Origin of the sequence: Microbacterium halotolerans (genome assembly GCF_003569805.1) — a bacterium.
Classification (GTDB): domain Bacteria; phylum Actinomycetota; class Actinomycetes; order Actinomycetales; family Microbacteriaceae; genus Microbacterium; species Microbacterium halotolerans.
In genome coordinates this window covers 22106-39572 of the sequence record NZ_QVLP01000019.1, presented here as the reverse complement: position 1 = coordinate 39572, position 17467 = coordinate 22106, and the positions used below count along the sequence as shown (strand labels likewise).

Annotated in this window: 13 protein-coding genes and 1 tRNA gene; 13 read left to right on the top strand and 1 reads right to left on the bottom strand. The window is 68.1% G+C overall.

What is annotated here, in order from left to right:
- Nucleotides 1-171 precede the first annotated feature (171 nt).
- From DZG09_RS16420 to DZG09_RS16405, 4 genes are all read left to right on the top strand, one after another.
- The gene (locus tag DZG09_RS16420; protein ID WP_119698843.1) at nt 172-939 is read left to right on the top strand and encodes a fumarylacetoacetate hydrolase family protein; all 768 of its coding nucleotides are present in this window, start codon (nt 172-174) and stop codon (nt 937-939) included.
- 16 nt (nt 940-955) lie between these two features.
- Nucleotides 956-1471, top strand: coding sequence for a hypothetical protein (locus tag DZG09_RS16415; RefSeq protein ID WP_162893375.1), 516 nt, complete (start codon nt 956-958; stop codon nt 1469-1471).
- A 60-nt stretch (nt 1472-1531) separates the two neighbouring features.
- On the top strand, nt 1532-3037 hold the full coding sequence (gene gltX / locus DZG09_RS16410) for a glutamate--tRNA ligase (protein WP_119698841.1): 1506 nt from the start codon (nt 1532-1534) through the stop codon (nt 3035-3037).
- A 102-nt stretch (nt 3038-3139) separates the two neighbouring features.
- Nucleotides 3140-3211, top strand: a tRNA-Gln gene (locus tag DZG09_RS16405).
- An 81-nt stretch (nt 3212-3292) separates the two neighbouring features.
- Here DZG09_RS16405 and DZG09_RS16400 read toward each other — a convergent pair.
- Nucleotides 3293-7108: an nSTAND1 domain-containing NTPase gene (locus DZG09_RS16400; protein WP_119698840.1), complete on the bottom strand. Its 3816-nt coding sequence runs from the start codon at nt 7106-7108 to the stop codon at nt 3293-3295.
- Between the two features lie 374 nt (nt 7109-7482).
- Between DZG09_RS16400 and DZG09_RS16395 the strand changes: the two genes are divergently transcribed.
- The 9 genes from DZG09_RS16395 to DZG09_RS16355 all read left to right on the top strand — a co-directional run bounded on the left by DZG09_RS16395 (nt 7483) and on the right by DZG09_RS16355 (nt 17440).
- A complete protein-coding gene (locus tag DZG09_RS16395; protein ID WP_119698839.1) occupies nt 7483-7803 on the top strand; it encodes a hypothetical protein in 321 nt (106 codons plus the stop codon).
- 338 nt (nt 7804-8141) lie between these two features.
- Complete coding sequence (locus DZG09_RS16390) at nt 8142-8741, top strand: hypothetical protein (protein WP_162893374.1); 600 nt, start codon at nt 8142-8144, stop codon at nt 8739-8741.
- Nucleotides 8741-8938, top strand: coding sequence for a hypothetical protein (locus DZG09_RS16385; protein ID WP_119698837.1), 198 nt, complete (start codon nt 8741-8743; stop codon nt 8936-8938). Before DZG09_RS16390 ends, DZG09_RS16385 begins: the two co-directional genes overlap by 1 nt.
- Complete coding sequence (locus DZG09_RS16380) at nt 8935-9681, top strand: class I SAM-dependent methyltransferase (protein WP_119698836.1); 747 nt, start codon at nt 8935-8937, stop codon at nt 9679-9681. The genes DZG09_RS16385 and DZG09_RS16380 overlap by 4 nt, the downstream gene beginning before the upstream one ends.
- Before the next feature lie 350 nt (nt 9682-10031).
- Nucleotides 10032-11294, top strand: a complete 1263-nt coding sequence (locus DZG09_RS16375; protein WP_205529218.1) for an MFS transporter — start codon at nt 10032-10034, stop codon at nt 11292-11294.
- A 160-nt stretch (nt 11295-11454) separates the two neighbouring features.
- A complete protein-coding gene (locus tag DZG09_RS16370; protein ID WP_119698834.1) occupies nt 11455-12078 on the top strand; it encodes a dihydrofolate reductase family protein in 624 nt (207 codons plus the stop codon).
- A gap of 30 nt (nt 12079-12108) precedes the next feature.
- Nucleotides 12109-13881 (top strand): glycoside hydrolase family 15 protein, encoded by a 1773-nt coding sequence (locus DZG09_RS16365; protein WP_119698833.1) that lies wholly within the window; start codon nt 12109-12111, stop codon nt 13879-13881.
- A 172-nt stretch (nt 13882-14053) separates the two neighbouring features.
- Entirely contained in the window at nt 14054-14362 is a 309-nt protein-coding gene (locus DZG09_RS16360; protein WP_119698832.1) for a helix-turn-helix domain-containing protein, read from the top strand.
- Nucleotides 14363-14413: 51 nt separating this feature from the next.
- Entirely contained in the window at nt 14414-17440 is a 3027-nt protein-coding gene (locus DZG09_RS16355; protein WP_119698831.1) for a hypothetical protein, read from the top strand.
- Nucleotides 17441-17467: the final 27 nt, after the last annotated feature.

The window sequence follows — 17467 nt, the reverse complement described above, 5'->3', positions numbered from 1 at the left end:
CGCGAACCGCTCAGCGTGTGGGGCGGGCGGCCCGCTGGCGGCGTTGTCGTCGGTCAGGGCACTATCGGTGCCCTTCCTACCTCGGCCTTGCCATCGCACCACCCGCGGGCCGCTCAGATCGGGCCTTGCCCGTGGTGTGGTCGTGCCCGGCTGCACAGGTAGGCTGGCCGCGTGAAGATCGCTCGGTTCAGTCACAACGATGCCATCCGCTACGGGGTTCTCGACGACAAGGAGCTCGTCGTGCTCGCGGGCGACCCGATGTTCGCCGGGTTCGAGACGACGGGCGAGCGCGTGCCGCTCGGCGACGCCGCGCTGCTGGCGCCGGTGATCCCGCGCTCGAAGATCGTCTGCGTCGGCAAGAACTTTGCGGCGCACGCGGCGGAGTTCGACGGCGAGGTTCCGGATGAACCGCTGCTGTTCCTGAAGCCGAACACGTCGGTGATCGGGCCCGGCGACACGATCGTGCGCCCGCCGCAATCGCAGAACACGCACTTCGAAGGCGAGCTCGCCGTGGTGATCGGGCGGATCGCGAAGAACGTGAAGGCCGATGACGCGCTCGGATACGTGTTCGGGTACACGGTCGCGAACGACGTCACCGCTCGCGACCTGCAGCGCAGCGACGGGCAGTGGTCGAGGGCGAAGGGCTTCGACACCTTCCTGCCGCTCGGGCCCGCCATCGAGACGGAGTTCGACTACTTGCAGGGAGAGGTCATCACGCGCCTCGGCGACGAGGTGAAGCAGCGCGCGCCGTTCACCGACATGGTGTTCCGCATTCCGCAGCTGATCGAGTACATCTCCGCCGCATTCACACTGCTGCCGGGAGATGTGATCCTCACCGGAACTCCGGAAGGCGTCGGCCCGTTCGACGCCGGCGACACCGTCGAGGTCGAGATCCCCGGTGTCGGAACCCTGCGCAACACCGCGCGGAACGCCGCCTGACCGAGGGCATGGGGAGATGAGCAGCAGCGATCCGCAGTCGGGCGGCACGCCGGAGCCAGGGCGGCCGGACGCTCAGCAGCCGGGAGACGCGGGGCGGGCGCCGTATGCGGGTGCGGGACAACCCGAATACGCAGCCGCACCTCAGGGGCAGATGCAGACGCCGGTGTACGGCCCGCCAGGTGCGCACACCGCACAGCCGCAGGCGGTCTACGCCCCGCCGGGCATGTACGCCGCGCCGGGCGGACGCGCCGCTCCGCCGTCGAAGGCGCTCGCGATCACGGCGCTGAGCATCGCGATCCCCGCGGCCGTGCTGCGCTTCCTCCCGATCGTGGGCGGCCTGTTCATCCCGTTCGTGATCGCCTCGCTGATCATCGCCATCGTCGCGATCGTGAAGCACAGCCCCGGCAGAGCCATGAGCATCTGGGCGCTCGTCATCTCGATCGTCGGGTTCGTTCTTCCGTTCATCCTGTTCTTCATCAGTGCCGGCTCGTTCCTGGCATACATGTTCACGCTGTTCTCCCAGATGAACTGATCCGGCCGTCGCCGCAGACGGGCCGGTGTGACGTGCGGGCAGGCGGCTAGGATTGTGTCGATGCCTACTCCTGACTCCCGCACCACGACTGCGACCGGATCCGACGTCCGAGTGCGCTTCTGCCCGTCGCCGACCGGTCTGCCGCACGTCGGACTCATCCGGACCGCCCTGTTCAACTGGGGCTACGCGCGCCACAACGGCGGCAAGATGGTGTTCCGCATCGAAGACACCGACGCCGCGCGCGACAGCCAGGAGAGCTACGACCAGCTGATCGAAGCGCTGCGCTGGCTCGAGATCGACTGGGATGAGGGCGTCGAGGTCGGCGGCCCGCACGCGCCGTATCGGCAGTCCGAGCGGCACGACCTGCACCGCGGGGTTCTCGACACGCTCATCGAGAAAGGGCTCGTGTACGAGAGCTTCTCGACGGCCGAGGAGATCGATGCCCGCAATGAAGCCAATGGTCGGCCGAAGCAGCAGGGCTACGACAACTACGACCGCGAGCTGACCGACGAACAGAGGGCGGTGCTCCGCGCTGACGGGCGCCAGCCTGCGCTGCGTCTGAAGGTCCCGGATGAGGACATCGTCTACGAGGACCTGGTGCGCGGTGAGATCACGTTCCCCGCCGGATCGTTCCCCGACTTCGTGATCGTGCGCCCGAACGGCGTGCCGCTGTACACGTTCGTGAACCCCGTCGACGATGCGCTGATGGGTATCACGCACGTGCTGCGCGGCGAGGATCTGATGCCGTCCACGGGGCGTCAGATCGTGTTGTACCGGGCGCTCATCGAGGCCGGGGCAGCCGAGTTCATCCCGCGCTTCGGGCACCTGCCGCTCGTGCTCGGCGAGGGCAACAAGAAGCTGTCGAAGCGCGACCCCCGTGCCGACCTGTTCCTCCAGCGCGACAAGGGTTTCACCCACGAGGGGCTGCTGAACTATCTCGCACTGCTCGGCTGGTCGATCGCGCCGGATCGCGACGTGTTCTCGCTCGAGGAGTTCATCTCAGCATTCGACGTCGCCGATGTGAACCCGAACCCCGCCCGATTCGACCAGAAGAAGGCGGAGTCGATCAACGGAGACCACATCCGCATGCTCGATGCCGACGACTTCGCCTCGCGCATCCTGCCGTACCTGGTGCGGGACGGGGTCGTGGCGGCTGAGCCGACCGATGACGAGCGCGCGATGATCGCGAGGGCCGCGCCGCTGATCCAGGAGCGGCTGCCGCTGCTGGGCGATGCCCCCGGGCTTCTCGGCTTCCTGTTCGTCGACGACGTCGATTACGACGAGGAAGCAGTCGCGAAGCTCGGGGACGACGCCGGCGATGTGCTGCGTGCATGCGCTGCCGCGCTGGAGAGCGTGGGGGAGTTCTCCGCGGAGGCGATCCAGACCGCACTGTCGGAGGCCCTCGTGGACGGCATGGGGCTCAAGCCGCGTCTGGCGTACGGCCCGCCGCGCGTCGCTGTGACGGGACGCCGCGTCTCTCCGCCGCTCTTCGAGTCGCTCGAGCTGCTCGGCCGGGACGAGTCGGTGCGTCGCCTTGCTGCGCTCGCCGATCACCTCGCCGCGTAGCGGCAGACTGAGCGGTGCACGACACGCGTGCCCCGCTCAGTTTGGTGCCCGGTATCGCGTCGGGTAAACTGATTCCTCGGTGCGAGACTCCGGTCACGCCCTTGGGGTATGGTGTAATTGGCAACACAGCGGTTTCTGGTACCGCCATTCTTGGTTCGAGTCCAGGTACCCCAGCAAGCGAAGAACCCCCGGTCAGCCGGGGGTTCTTGCGTATGTGACTGACGCTGTCACGCGGGTCAGCATGATTCGAGATCATCAGCTTCGGCACAGCTTCGCATCGGCAGGAAGCGAGGGCGCCAGCGCCTGTGCCTCGTCGATCGTGAGCGGGTCGCCGACGGCCTCGCAGATGCGGGCTGTGGCGCGATCGGTATCAAGGTCCCACCACCACAGCAGTCCGCCATAGGTCGATGCGACCATGCGGGTGTCGTCGTCGAGGAAGTCGGCATCCGTGATCTCGGTGCGCATCGGTCCCGTGAGTCTCAGCTCGGAATCGCTGATCTCGGTGCCGTCCTCGGAGACGGATCGGATGTCGACATGGCTGACGGCGGCGACGGCGAGCCGTGACCCGTCGCTGGAGAAGGACATGTCGCGGGGTGTGTCGGTGAGGCCGCTCACGCGTGCCAGGAACATCGGGTCCGCAGGGTCCGAGAAATCGACGATGCCGACCTCGAGGTCGTCGGTCGCGTAGGCGATCTGAGTGGGGTGGCCTGGGCGGGCGACGATCGTGGCTGGCCGCTGGCCGTCCAGGTCGAACGCCCCGGTCTTCTTGCCCGCAGCGAGATCCCAGACAGCGAGCATCCATGTGCCGTCGTGCACGACGAACGTGTCGGCGCTGGCGAACGCTGATGTCCATCCTGTCGTGACAGGGATCTGCAGTTCCAGATCGACGGCGACGCCCGCGTTCTCCGAGCCGTCTTCGGCGAGACGGAAGATCTCCACCGTGTCCGTGTACTGGTCGGCGACGGAGATGCGCGTGCCGTTCGGTGAGAACTGCAGATCCGTGATGAGCGCCCCGTCGAGAGTCTCGGTGACGGTGGGGACGCTGAGTGCGTCCTCGCCGACGCGCCAGACGAACATCCGGCCGTAGCCTGCGGTGGCGATGAAACGTCCGTCGGGCGAGACGGCGATTCCGTAGCGGGTGAGAACGTCGATCTCGGGCACCGCGAGCTCGGTACGGGTGCCGTCGTCGTGCTGGCGCTGGGCGGTCAGCCGGCCGTCGCCGGATCCGAGAGTGGCGACGATGCTGTTCGGGCCTTGCGCCGCCTCGACGCTGAAGATGCGGCCGCGTTCGGTTGGAGCAGGGAAGGACCCCTCTGGCCAGAGCGTCGTCGTTCCGTTGGCCGTGTACGTTGCGAGCGCTGATCCTGCCAGCGCGATCGAGGTCGGCAGAGACGGCAGCGCATGCGTGCCCGTGAGGACGCCGTCAGCGGAGAAGAAGCGCAGCGTCTGATCGGAACTCACACCGACGATCCGTCCATCCGGCAGAAACACCGCGGAGTTCGCCCACGATTCGAACCCCTGCGCAGTATCCGTGAACGTGGGCTCGCCGTGCGCATCGATGTCGCCGAGTTCGAGCGTGAACGCCTGGGTGGGGATGACGAAGCGGGAACCGTCGGGTGAGAGCGTCGCGGACTGCGCAATCGCTCCGGGAAGCACCGTCGACCATTCGGCGGCACCGAGCGGATCCGTCAGCGCTGCGACGGCGCCGGTGCCGGTGGCAGCGATTACCGTGCCTGCAGCGGCGTCGAGTCCCATGACGGCGCCCGGCGACTCTTCACCCTCGAGCGAGGGGCCCGGAACGCTGGCCATGGCAGTGGCGCTGTCGCCCTCGATGCGCAGTCGCTGGATGGTGCCGTCCGCGCCGCCGAACAGTGCGCCCGTCCCGTCGTCCAGCAGCGCGACGCTGTCGGACTTGGACGGCACGGTGACGCAGCCGAGCTCGGTGGGGGTGCGGGTGATGTCCCAGACGCAACTGTCCGTGGGTTCACCCGAGACGTCTTCCCCTGTCGCGGCCAGGAGCCGTCTGCCGTCGGTTTCGACCATGTCGATGCCGTAGAGATGCGAACCCGGCGTCTCGATCTGTCCGGTGATCTCGCCTGTGAGCGGGTCGATCAGACGGACCCGATGCGACTTCGTGCCCTCGGCGACGAGATCATCGAGCCCCGCGACCGCGCCGCTCCCGGAATGGGTCAGAAGGCGCCGCGGCTGTGGCCCTGCAGTCACCGACAGTAATGTGGAGCGTGTCGACGGGGTCTCATCGACGGCATGCGCGGCGACGGCGAGCTGCGCGGCCTCGCCAGGCATGGTCTCCGCGACGACCGTCGAACGGGCCGCGATCTCCCCGCCGATCGCCGCGGCGCGCGCCTGGTCCAACCGCCCTGCGACGACTGTGGTGCTGATGCCCAGGACGATCGCGACGACGGCGAGGGAAGTGGCGACGAGGGTGACGATGCGGAAGCGCCGGGTGGATGTCTTCAAGCGCGCATTCTCTGCTTCAGCCTCGAGGAGCTTCCGGTTCTGCACATCTCGACTGACGGCGAGGAAGTCTCGTTCGGCGCGGGTGAAGTCGGCCTCGTTCTCGTGGTCGAGCACACCGAGGCTCGCTCCAGTGGAGAGGAGGTCGTCGGGGCGTCCCGCTTCATCCCAGAGCGTGGCATACCGTGCGAGCATCCGGCGCGCGGCGTCCCATTCCTGCACGGAAGCGAGCCATACGGTCAGCCGCGGCCAGGTCGTCATCAGCAGGTCGTGCCCGATCGTGACGCCTGAGTCGTCCGAGACGAGCAGGTGCGCGTCGCGGAAGACGGCGATCACTTCGCGCGCGGTGGGATCCGTGAGCCGGTCGGCGGGGATGACGCGTCGGCCGGGAACTGCGCCGTCGAGGCGGATCATCTCCCGCAGGACGGGCCAGCAGGCGTCTTGTGCGGAGGGGCCCAGCTGGGCGTAGGCGTCTTCCGCGGCGCGCTCGACTGAGGAGGAGAGGCTGCCTGCGCGGTGATAGTCGGCGACTGTGATGCGTTCCGGTGCGGTGCGTTGCTCCCAGAGGGCGCGCATGGTCTGGGACAGCAGCGGGAGCGCCCCGACAAGGGCCTCGCCTGTGGCACGTTCGGAGAGCGCGGGCCCGGCGCCGGCATCGTGCAGGATCACCTGCACGAGCGCCGGATCGACTGCGATGCCTTCTCGTGCGGCGGGTTCGAGGACGATCGCGCGCGCATCCTCGCGGGTGATGGGGCCGATCACCACGTGCGCTCGCTCCAGCCCGTCGCGCAGGACAGGCGCGTCTGTGGCAGGTGCGATCGTGTCGGCGCGCATCACGACGACCAGCGCGATGCGGTTGCCGCGGTCTTGGAGCGCCGTGATGCGCTCGAGGATCAGGGCACCTGGCACATCGTCATCCTCTCCCCAGAGACCCTCCGCCTGATCCAGGACGATCACGCGGGGTGCGGTGGGAGCCTCGCGGAGCACCGCGTCGAGCACGGGGAGGGCAGCGGGGGAGGGCGTGAGCAGACGCGCGGGTTCATCCGTGGCGGCGACCGCGGCGGCGACGAGTGAGGACTTCCCGACACCGCTGCGACCGGTGACGATCAGCAGCGGTCGTGCTTCTCCTCGCAGGCGTTCCTCGATGCGGAGGGTCAACTCGCTGCGCTGCGCCGCGCGGCCGGGGAAGTCGCTCGCTGTGCGGAGATCGTAGGGGCGCATGCCGGGGTACGGTGCGGCGGCCCCTGCGCGCCGCGGTCTGGCGGTGCCGCGCAGCGCCGCCCACCAGGCTTCGATGCCGGCGCCGCCCGTCGTTCCTGGAGGGTCGGCGACGTCCAGCACGGCGGCGAGGCGTGCGAACTCTTGCCGCATGCCGGTCTGCGGCACGTACTTCCCGGTCAGCCATCCCTGCAGAGTGGCGATCTTCACACCGGAGCGCGCCTCGAGCGCACGGTAGGACAGGCCGAGATCCTGCCGGGCAGCGTTCAGCGACTGCGCGACGCCCTCCCTGCCGTGAAGGAGGCTCTGTTCGAGGCGCTCGCGCCGTTCGGAACCGCGCTCTGCGGTGTTCGGGACGGCGGCGGCGTCTTCGAGCATGGGCTCTCCTGTTCGGGTCAGGGTTTCTGGTCCCAGAGTAGGAGAGGCCGGGGCCGAGAACGGGTGTTCCTCGCTCATTCCGAACGGTTTCGAACGTGGTGCAGTATTCCGAGAGGCTCGGTGACACCGCACAGCCCCGCTGTACGAGCGCCTCTCACATGAAGGGGCCGCGAGATATCGCAACGGTGATCTCCCTGCGCCTCTTCCGCCCCGGAGCACTCGATGTGCCGCCGGCAGTCCGACGCGCAGAATCGTTCAGGAGTGTTCGGGAGTCCGGAAGTCACGCGACTGATCCGCCGCTTGCTCCTAGCGTGAGGTCAGACCCCGGCGAGATTCATCGTCGGGGAGCAACTGACAACTGACGGAGGAATCCCATGCGTCGTCTATCCCGTCTCACGGGTCTTGCCGCCACTGCACTGTTTCTCGGAGCGACGCTCACCGGCTGCGCGGCCTCCGTGCCGACCTGCGGAGAGTTCGCCGCGATGGCCGACGACACGGGGCTGCTCTCGTCCTTCTCGGATGAGCAGACCGAGGCGATGGATGCCGCGCTCGATGCTGCTGGCTACGAGAACGGCGTCGTGAGCGGTGCGGCGAATCGGGCGCTCGCCGGCACCCAGATCGTCGCCTACTGCAACATCTACGACGGTGTTTCGAATCAGAACCAGTCCTCCTCGATCACGGAGGCATTCCAATGAGACAGCGGCTGAGTTCGTTTTCGGTGGCGTCGCTCTCGTGGCACCGCTCGCTGCCGAGCTGACGGCCTGCAGCCACGGACGATGCCCGCGGATCGGCCGCCGAATCGGTGTCGCACACAAACCAGGTCCCCGCGCGATCGGGACCGCAGAGTCGGCTCTTCCCCACAAGGGCCGATGAACAGAGAGGAAGACATGAACAGCTGCACCAAGTGTCATCGCACACTGAACGACTGCCAGGCGTGCAATGGCGGTCGGGCGTCCGGCATAGCTGGCAGACTGACGTGCTCCGCATGCAACGATACGGGCCTCGTGTGCTCGGCTCACGGCGGGCACTGGAGATGACAGATCTCACGGCGGAAGAAAGGTCGCTCACAGATAAAGTCGCCTCCACGGTTCACTCAGTCGATTGGAACGGCGACATCACTCCGCACATAGACGAGATCGTGCGGATCGTCGAGGAGCTCGTCGGGCGGGACCGGAAGTTCGCCGAGTTCGCCGATGCGATACATGGGCAGGCCGCGCAGTGGGCGATCGCCGTCTGGGCGGAGAACGAGGGAAGCCAGATGGGCGACTCGGGCTGGTCCCAGCTCGCCGACCGGTTGAAGCCCTTCCTTTCCGTCGCTGCCGAGCACCAGACGGGAACTCAGAGCGGTACCACGGCTCACGAAGCCGGCGACGCGACGGCTCCTCGCGCTCGCATGAGTACGGCGGAGAAAGCCGATGCGGTGTTCGAAGGCGCAGAGGCAGCGGGCGACTTCATAGGCAATCTGCTGATGAAGCTGTACGGCCTCGTGCTCCTCGGGGTCGGTCTGGCCGCGATCCTCTGGTTGCCGAGCATCATCGGCGGCGACTGGAAACTGTTTGCGCTCGGCGGTGCGCTCGCGCTCTACGGGGCGTACCTCCTGTGGCCGGGCGGCGGCAAGCTGGTGATCTGGTGATGGACTTCTTCCTGAAGCTGCTTCCGTGGATCCTTCCCGTTGTGCTCGCCATCGTGGCGATCAGCCAGGGCAGCTGGGGGATCGCCGTCGGAATCCTGGCGGTCTTCGCGGTGATCTATGGATTCATGTCGTTTCGGGGGAGGGTCGCCGAGAAGGCCGCGCAGGACAGGGAAGAACGTCTCGGCGAAGGGCGATGAGCTTCGCCGCAGGGTTCTGGAGCGCGTACTCGTTGGTCTATGACCTCGCATGGGACACGCCGTTGACCGCGGATGTCGCCCGCGTCGTCGCCGCGGCTGTGCCCGACGACGGTGTCGTCGTCGACCTCGGCACGGGAACGGGGCTGGCCGCGGCGGCACTATCGGCGCGCGAGGTTGTGGGGGTGGACCGTTCCCGATGGATGACGCAAAGGGCGCTTGTGCGCGGTCGCATCACCCGCCGCATCCTCGCGGACGCGATCAGCACCGGACTCCCCGACGAAGCTGCCGATGCGGTGGTCTGCGCCAATCTGGCGCACGTGCATCCGGATCCCGCTGCTGTCCTGGCTGAAGCGCAGCGCATCCTGCGGCCCGGCGGGACTCTGGTGTTCGTGACCCCCACCGAGGCGGCGACCCAGCGCGGCGTATTCCGCGCGGATCGAAGGTGCGGCCTCCCGCTGGTCCGAGCTATGACGGCAGCGGCCGCGAGATACGGCATCGGCGTGTTGGCGGGCTTTTCGCGTGTCTTGCCGGCGTCTCCCTCCCGCATCTCCTCGCTCATCCGGACCGCTGCTTCCCCCGGAACTCGGATCGGGCACAGACGGATGCACGATCTCCAGGAGATCTTCTGGCTGCGGCGCGACAGAATCGCGTGCGACGACGCGGGCGTCAGTCCTCGTCCACGGGAACCGTCGCGATCCGCGACCCCACTGTCTCGCGGGCGCGCCGGTGCTCGTGCGGGCTGACGCCGCTCTCGCGCAGTTCGCGGGCGCGCTCCGGGTAGCCGAACACCTCGGGCAGCCCGCCCGGCGGTCGCCTCGCCGCGAGAGGATCCCGCCCAGCGTCCCGCTGTGATCTGCTCGGCCGAGTCGATCGCGGTGAACGCCGTCGTGATCCGCTCCCAACCGAGTCCGCGCTGTTCTGCGAATTCACGTTCCTCGTCCAGTTTGTTCCTGCGTTCGGCCGCTGTGCAGGCCGAGCCGCTCCCACCAGTCGGGGCTGGCGTCGAATCGGCTCAATGAAATGGGCATCTTCGTGCCCTTCCGGGGCGTGTGCCCCATCGAATCTTGAGCCCCCGTTGTCAAAGAGCCTTCCGGTGCACCATCCGGACATCCGGATCTGCACGACGCCCCTCACCGGTGACCGCGCTCGTGAGAAGATCATGCAGGTGAAGCGATCTCTGCCGATGTCGCTGCTCGGTGCGAATCTTCTGTTGAACCTTCTGTACGCCGCATTGGGCGGCGTCATCGTTCCCGCACTGCTGGAGAACGCGGATCCGGTGAACAAGGACGTCCATCTCGCCATCGTGATGACGGCGTCGTCAGCGATGACGATCGCGATCAGGCCGTTGGTGGGGGCTTGGTCGGACAGGACGAAGGGTCGCTTCGGCCGACGGACGCCGTGGATCGTCGCCGGTGCCATCGCTTCGGCCGTCGCCGTGGTCTGGCTGGGACAGGCCGACACCGTGATCGCTGTGGCCTTCGGATGGCTCATCGCGCAGCCGCTGCTGAACGTCATCGAATCACCTCTCGACGCGGTGCTGGCCGATCGCGTGCCCGAACCCGCTCGTGCACGCACCGCCGCGTACTACGGGGCTGGAGCAGCGCTCGGGCTCGCTGTCGGCGCCGTTGCGGCCGGCGCCACCATCGACGACCTCGGTCTGACCACGCTGGGAGCGGCGCTCCTGCTCGTGGCGGGAATGATCAGCTTCGTCCTGCTGAATCCGGATCGCACCGTCACGGACCCTCGTCCGCGCCGCCGTCCCGGGGAGTGGCGAGCGCTGTGGCGCTCCCGGGGGTTCAGTCGAGTGTTCATCGGTCGCGTGCTGGTGGTTCTGGGGCAGCAGATGGTGCTCGTCTACCTCCTGTACATCGTCATCGATCGCACGGACCAGAACGCCGCGGATGCCGGGCGAACTCTCGCCGCGGTGGTCGGCGTGCACATCGCGTGCCTTGTGGTGGGCGCACTGGCAGCTACCAGGGCGGCCCGCAGAAACCGCGTCGCCACGGTGATGGTCGCGACGGTGATCGGAGCGCTCGGCCTCGGTCTGCCCATCCTGATCCCCGGCATCGCCGGACTCATCGCGTACGCGGTGGTCTCCGGCCTGGGACGAGGTGCATACGTGACGTCGGATCTGCTCCTGCTGCTGCACGTGCTGCCATCCGAAGAGAGCCACGGCCGCGATCTCGGATACTTCGGATGGGCGACCCTCCTCCCGCAGGCCGTCGCACCGGCGCTCGCCGGCGTGCTGCTGACACTCACCGCCGGCTCCTACTCGATCCTGTTCGCGGTCGCCGTCGTGCTGGCGCTGTGTTCTCTTCCCGTCGTCGCCGCACTGGCAGAGCGCACCAGGGCATAGGTCGCGATCCCCATTGACGGTGGGGCGGATTGTTGCGAACGTGGGATCGTCGGCAGCCGGATCGGGAACTCCAACAGGCCGAGGAATCGTCGGCGGCGAGCGAAGCGTCCCGTACACGATGGTCTCGTCCCACCGCTGCATTCGCGCAAGGGAGCACGCTATGACCGAACGCATCATCATCGATCTCTTCACCACGCTCGACGGTGTCGCTCAGGCGCCGGGCGGGCCGGATGAGGACACCAGCGACGGGTTCCGCTTCGGCGGATGGCAGGCGGGTCATCCCAGTGAGGCAGTCGGTGCGAGCGTCATGGCAGGCATGGAGACCCTTGACGCGCTGCTGTTGGGGCGGCGGACATACGACATCTTCGCCGGCTACTGGCCGAACCACACTACGGGGCCGGAGGGAGAGATCGGCAGGCTCTTCAACAGCGTCCCGAAGTACGTCGCCTCCCGTGACTCGCATGTGCGGCTCGACTGGGAGGGCTCCACGAGGGTCGGAGTAGATCTCACGACCGAGATCCCGGCTCTGCGCCAGCGCCATCGCGACGTCCACGTGATCGGGAGCATCGACCTCGTGCAGACGCTGCTCGCCGAGCATCTCTACGACGAACTGCGGCTCTGGGTGTATCCGATCGTGCTGGGGCAGGGGAAGAAGGTGTTCCCCGACGGCGCGCGGCCGGCGAACATGAGGCTGCTGGAGCCGGTGACTGTGGGGGACAACGGCACACTGATGCTCCGCTACGCGCCGCTTCCCGGCGAACCCGTGCTCGGCAGCTTCGACTGAGCACGGCGCGCAGTGTGCGAGCCTGGGGCGATGACCTCTCCGATCAGCGACTACGCGCTCCTGGCCGATCTGCACACCGGCCCGCTCGTGTCCCGCGGGGGCAGCATCGACTGGCTGTGCCTGCCGAGATTCGATTCGGACGCTGTGTTCACGGCGCTCCTCGGCACGCCTGATGACGGGCGCTGGCTGATCGCGCCCCGCGACGGCGAGGTGGAGGACCGGCGGTACGAGGAGTGCACCTTCGTTCTCCGCACGAGATGGCGGACTCCGACGGGGGAGGCGGAGACCGTCGAGTTCATGCCGGCTTCGGACGGCCGCGCCGACCTCGTGCGCGAGGTCCGCTGCGTCAGCGGTGAGGTGACCGTCGACGTGGACCTCCGATTTCGCCCCGGATACGGCGCCGTGACGCCGTGGGTGCGGAAGACGCGTGCGCACGGCCAACAGTGTCTGACAGCGATCGCGGGGCCCGACGCGTACGTGCTGCGCGGCCCGCATCTGGAACCGGACGGCGCGCGCCACGGCGGCGCCTTCACGCTATCGGCCGGACAGTCGTGCACCTGGGTGCTCACCTGGACGCCCTCACACGCCGAGCCTCCGGCCCCGATCGACGTGGGCGCCGCTCTGGAGTCGACCAGGGACGACTGGCATGACTGGAGCGACCGCGTCACGACTCAGGGGCCGTGGGGGGAAGCCGTGCATCGATCGCTCCTGGTGCTGCGTGCGCTCACCCACGCCGACACCGGCGGCATCGTGGCGGCGCCGACGACTTCCCTCCCGGAAGAGCCGGGAGGCGAGCGCAACTGGGACTACCGGTTCTGCTGGCTGCGGGACTCTGCGCTGACTCTCCAGGCGCTGCTCACGCACGGGCGCACGCGAGGCGCGCTGCACTGGCGCAACTGGCTGCTGCGCGCCGTGGCCGGCGACCCGGAGGACCTGCAGATCATGTACGGGGTGGCGGGGGAGCGATCGCTGCCAGAGCGCACACTGGAGCACCTTGCCGGCTACGCAGACTCGAGGCCGGTGCGGATCGGCAACGGGGCGGTCGAACAGTTCCAGGCGGATGTCGTGGGTGAGGTGATGATCGCGCTCGCCGAACTGCGCGACGCGGGCGTCGAAGAGGACGCATTCTCCTGGCCGCTGCAGTGCAACATGCTCGCCTACGTCACCGCGCACGCTGATCGCAAGGACCAGGGCCTGTGGGAGATGCGGGGCGATCCGCATCACTTCACACATTCGAGGGTCATGATGTGGGCTGGCCTCGATCGCGGCATCCGCGCGATCTCCGAACACGGACTCGCAGGGCCGTTGGAGGAATGGACTCGGATGCGCGACGATCTGCGCGACGAGATCCTCATTCGCGGCGTGAGCTCGGCGACCGGCGGGTTCACCCAGACCTACGACAACACAGAGGCTGACGCCTCGCTGCTGCAGATTCCGCAGACCGGGTTCGTCGCGTACGACGACCCTCGCATGCTCGCGACGGTCGCGCATATCGAGCGGGATCTCATGCGTGACGGGCTGCTGCTGCGCTATCGCACGACGACGGGCACGGACGGGCTCGCGGGAGACGAGCATCCGTTCCTCGCCTGCAGCTTCTGGCTGGTGGAGCAGTACGCGAGAACGGGCCGGATGGATGAAGCAGTGTCGCTCATGGAACGTCTCGTGGGCTGCGCCAGCCCGCTCGGGCTTCTCGCCGAAGAGTACGATCCCGTGAGCGGACAGCTGATGGGCAACTTCCCCCAGGCGTTCAGCCACCTGGCACTCGTGCGCGCGGCGGATGCGCTCGCCGCCGCGACGAGCTGACGAGCGCAGTCGGGCTTCGGTCCAGCTCCTGCGGCACCGCATCAGCTCCTCGCCCACCACGTCGTCGAAGTGAGCTGGCGGCTCCTCAGACGAGACGAGCAAGCAGTACAGGGTACTAGTACCACGGCGGAAATGCTTAGGACTCGACCTCTGCCTCCGGCATCATCGTGAGATGTCCGCGAAGCATTCACCGGCATCAGGGGAGGTCGGTCGCCGCATCGTGTGGTACCGCCGCAGGGCAGGAGTGAGTGCACGGGCGCTTGCCGCGTGCGCCGACATGGACCTGACGAACTATCAGCGCATCGAGCGGGGGAGGGGCAACCCCACGCTCTCCACGCTGCTTCAGATCGCCACAGCTCTCGAAGTCGATCTCAGCGTGCTCGTCACAGGGCTCCGCCCGGAGGAACTGCAGAACGGGCGTTTTCCCTACGGACACACGGAGATCGCTCGTCGGCGCAGGGGGTCGAGTTCGATGTACTGAGGGGACATCTCCCCATCGGGCCGTGTCGCACGTTCCAGGTACGGTGCTGGTGTGACGAGCGACCCAGAAACCGAACCGGAACCCGACTTCGAGCATGCGGACATCGACCCGGTGAACATCGCCGGTTTCGCCGAGCGGCTCCTCGAGCGCGACTGGAACGAGGAGGAGTTCGAGCTCGATGGCGTGCAGGTGCAAACGAGCTCCGGCATCTGGATCGTGATGCTCGGCGCGTATGTTCCGCCGGAGGGCGAGGCGACCGCCCAGGAGCAGGAGGAGATGTCGGCCGCGCTGACCTGGGTCGAGGACGCACGGCTGTCGGCGCAGCGCACGTGGGGCGAACCGATGGCCAGGGAGCCCCAGGTCTCGGGCGAAGACGACGCACCTGAAGGTGTGATCGACATGATCCTGCTCGCCCTCGGACTGGAGAGCGCGGAGTTGTGGGATCGCGGGGCCCGATTCGTCGCGATGCTCACCGGCTGGCAGGGCGAGCCGGGTGTCAGCCAGCTCGTGCAGGCGATGCTGGTGCTGCCGCGGGAGATCGCGATGGGCGGGCTGACGGCGACGCTGCCCGACGACGCGACCGAGCAGGAACTGCTCATGCACGGCGAGACACTTGGCGAGCTGCACCGGCGCGCCGCGATCCTGAGCACGCTGTTCAGCGACGGAGAGGCGCGCCTGCACGGAGCGCCGATGCTCGCGACTCGATGCAGCCTCCAGAGCAGAACGGGCGAGACGACGGTGTGGATCTTCACCGAGGACGGCAGGGCCCTTCTGCTCATACGGCATCCGGATGTCACGCTCGACGACGGCACAGCCGAGGGCGAGCTCGCCGCGAGTCGTCGGCTGCTCGACGGCGTGCCGGACGATCTGCTCGCGTGCATCGCGGCGGCAGGCGAGCGTCCCGACGGCGCCGTCGCCCAGCACGCGCTGGAGTTCGGGCTGCTGGGCGACGCGCCGGTGCCGCGCATCACCGGTGTGTTCTGGTTCGACGGCTCGACGTGGCGCGTGACCCGCGGCCTGCTCGAGATCGCTGTTCGCGACGGGCTCGGTATGGACGATCTCGGCTTCCGGAGCACCGTGAGGCAGCCGTTCCGGCTCGGCGGCACCTTCGACGCCGGCGTCCTGTCGCCGCACGGAGACTCCGACGAGGAACTCGCCGAGCGGGCACGAGTCGAGCGGCTGTTCGCCGCGTGCCCGTACCCGCCTGGCCCGCGTCCGGAGGGCGACCGGCTCCTCGGCTACGCCATTCCGCACGCAGGTGCGCGCGGCGCCATCGTCGATGACATCGAGCGAGTCTGCGAGCAGTGGTGGACTCACAGCGACGACGACGCGGGATGGAACGATCTCATGTTCAACGTCGGCGGCAGAACCCTTGACGGCGACGGCGGACGCACGCTGACCACGATCCTCGCCGAATCGGAGCAGTGGTACCTCGATGAGTTCGCCGCGTGGAGCGACGGGCTGTTCGCGGTGATGAGTGAGCGCTGGGGCGACCCGTTCCACATGCGCGTGCGCGACCGCTCCGGTGCCGTCAGACGCACGCCGGTGACGCGCGTGATGCGTGCGGCAGGCTTCGAGGATGCTCCGGGATGGTGGGTGAACGGGCACGCGGTGATGCTGCTGGCAGGTACGGCGAGCGAGCGATCCATCGGCGTACCCTCGGTGATGCTCGTGATCGCCACGGCCGATGCGGTGCTCGACCCGATGGAAGGGACGACCACGTGGGCGCTGCGGGGCAGGGCGCGGGTTCTCGGCTCGCTCGCAGGCCGCGAGAACGAGCCGATCTCCTGGAACGGTCCCGTGCTGGCGGGTTCGGAGATCGTTCCGGACGCGACGCGCGGCGGCGTCCGTACGGACTTCGCCACGTGGGCATGGCACTTCACTCACGACGGTCGCGGCGTGCTGCTGTCGTGCACGAACGAGTTCGCGCCGGATCCGGCGGCAGATGATGCCTATCAGCGGCTCGCCGACCTGTTCGACGGTGTGCCGGACGACCTGCTCTCGCTCGTGCTCGACCGCGATCCGGCCGGCCTGTACGACGTGATGCGGCGCCAGGACGGCGCAGAGAGCGAGATGACGGAGGGCGGCGCCCTCGCGGCGGCGCAGAGCGTGCCGGTCGTGACGGGCGTGTACTGGAGCGACGGCACCGACTGGCGCGCCTCAGACGGACTGCTGCGTCGGGCGCGCAGCATCGCCACGGACGGCGATCCGAACGGCAATCCGCTGGAATGGATCACCTCCGCCCAGACCGGCCTGAGGGCGCTGACATGGGTGCTCTGCGCGGGGCGCGGATTCGACGCTGATGTGTTCACCGCCGAGCCGTATACCGATTTCGTATTCGGCGGCCCGGTCGATCCGGATGCCGCACAGGCAGCCATGGACGCCCTCCTCCCTGCGCTGGACGCGGCCCATGTCGGTTCGCTCAACGACCTGCTCGACATCGTCTCGAACGGACCGGGGCATCGATTCCTGCTCGACGCGGCGCTGAGCAACTCGGATCCCCGCAGCCGCCGCGAGATCGCCCTGTGGCTGCTCGAGGAGGGCGCTGATCCGTCGACGCAGCTGTCCTTCCTCACGCCCGTGAACGTGCTGCTGGAGAACCGCACGCTCGACGCGGATGACGCGGTGCTGCTGCGCCGCCTCGTGGCCTCGAGGGCCGCCGTCGCGTCGACGACCTTCGGCGCGACGGCGGGCGGACACGCGCTGGTGCAGCTGTGCGATCTCGACGTCGACGAGGCCGTGCTCGAGCCGCTGTACGCGGCGATCCTCGACGGGCTTCGTCAGCGCACGGAGCCGGAGGACGAAACGCCGTCAGACAGCGACGAATCGGCGGAGATCGGGCTCCTTCAGACGATCGATGACACACTCCCTCCCGAGGAGTTCTCGCGCCTGCGCACTCAGGCAGATGACGCTGCAGAGGCGAGCACTCCCGTCGAGAACCTCGAACCACCTCTCGACGCGCACGCACCCGCGCTCCGCGATGGCCGCAGTGTTCTCGACTACGTGTCGGAGGGCGCGTTCCCGCACGCCCGCTCTCGTTCCGGTCTCCTGAGCCTGCTCACAGAGCTGTCGTCCTGAGAATGCCCGAATCCGTGCCGTCGGTGG

Coding starts and splice junctions, on each gene's coding strand:
- DZG09_RS16415 (WP_162893375.1), top strand. CDS start 956: ATGAGCAGCAGCGATCCGCAGTCGGGCGGCACGCCGGAGCCAGGGCGG.
- gltX (WP_119698841.1), top strand. CDS start 1,532: ATGCCTACTCCTGACTCCCGCACCACGACTGCGACCGGATCCGACGTC.
- DZG09_RS16400 (WP_119698840.1), bottom strand. CDS start 7,108: ATGCTCGAAGACGCCGCCGCCGTCCCGAACACCGCAGAGCGCGGTTCC.
- DZG09_RS16395 (WP_119698839.1), top strand. CDS start 7,483: ATGCGTCGTCTATCCCGTCTCACGGGTCTTGCCGCCACTGCACTGTTT.
- DZG09_RS16390 (WP_162893374.1), top strand. CDS start 8,142: ATGACAGATCTCACGGCGGAAGAAAGGTCGCTCACAGATAAAGTCGCC.
- DZG09_RS16385 (WP_119698837.1), top strand. CDS start 8,741: ATGGACTTCTTCCTGAAGCTGCTTCCGTGGATCCTTCCCGTTGTGCTC.
- DZG09_RS16380 (WP_119698836.1), top strand. CDS start 8,935: ATGAGCTTCGCCGCAGGGTTCTGGAGCGCGTACTCGTTGGTCTATGAC.
- DZG09_RS16370 (WP_119698834.1), top strand. CDS start 11,455: ATGACCGAACGCATCATCATCGATCTCTTCACCACGCTCGACGGTGTC.
- DZG09_RS16365 (WP_119698833.1), top strand. CDS start 12,109: ATGACCTCTCCGATCAGCGACTACGCGCTCCTGGCCGATCTGCACACC.
- DZG09_RS16360 (WP_119698832.1), top strand. CDS start 14,054: ATGTCCGCGAAGCATTCACCGGCATCAGGGGAGGTCGGTCGCCGCATC.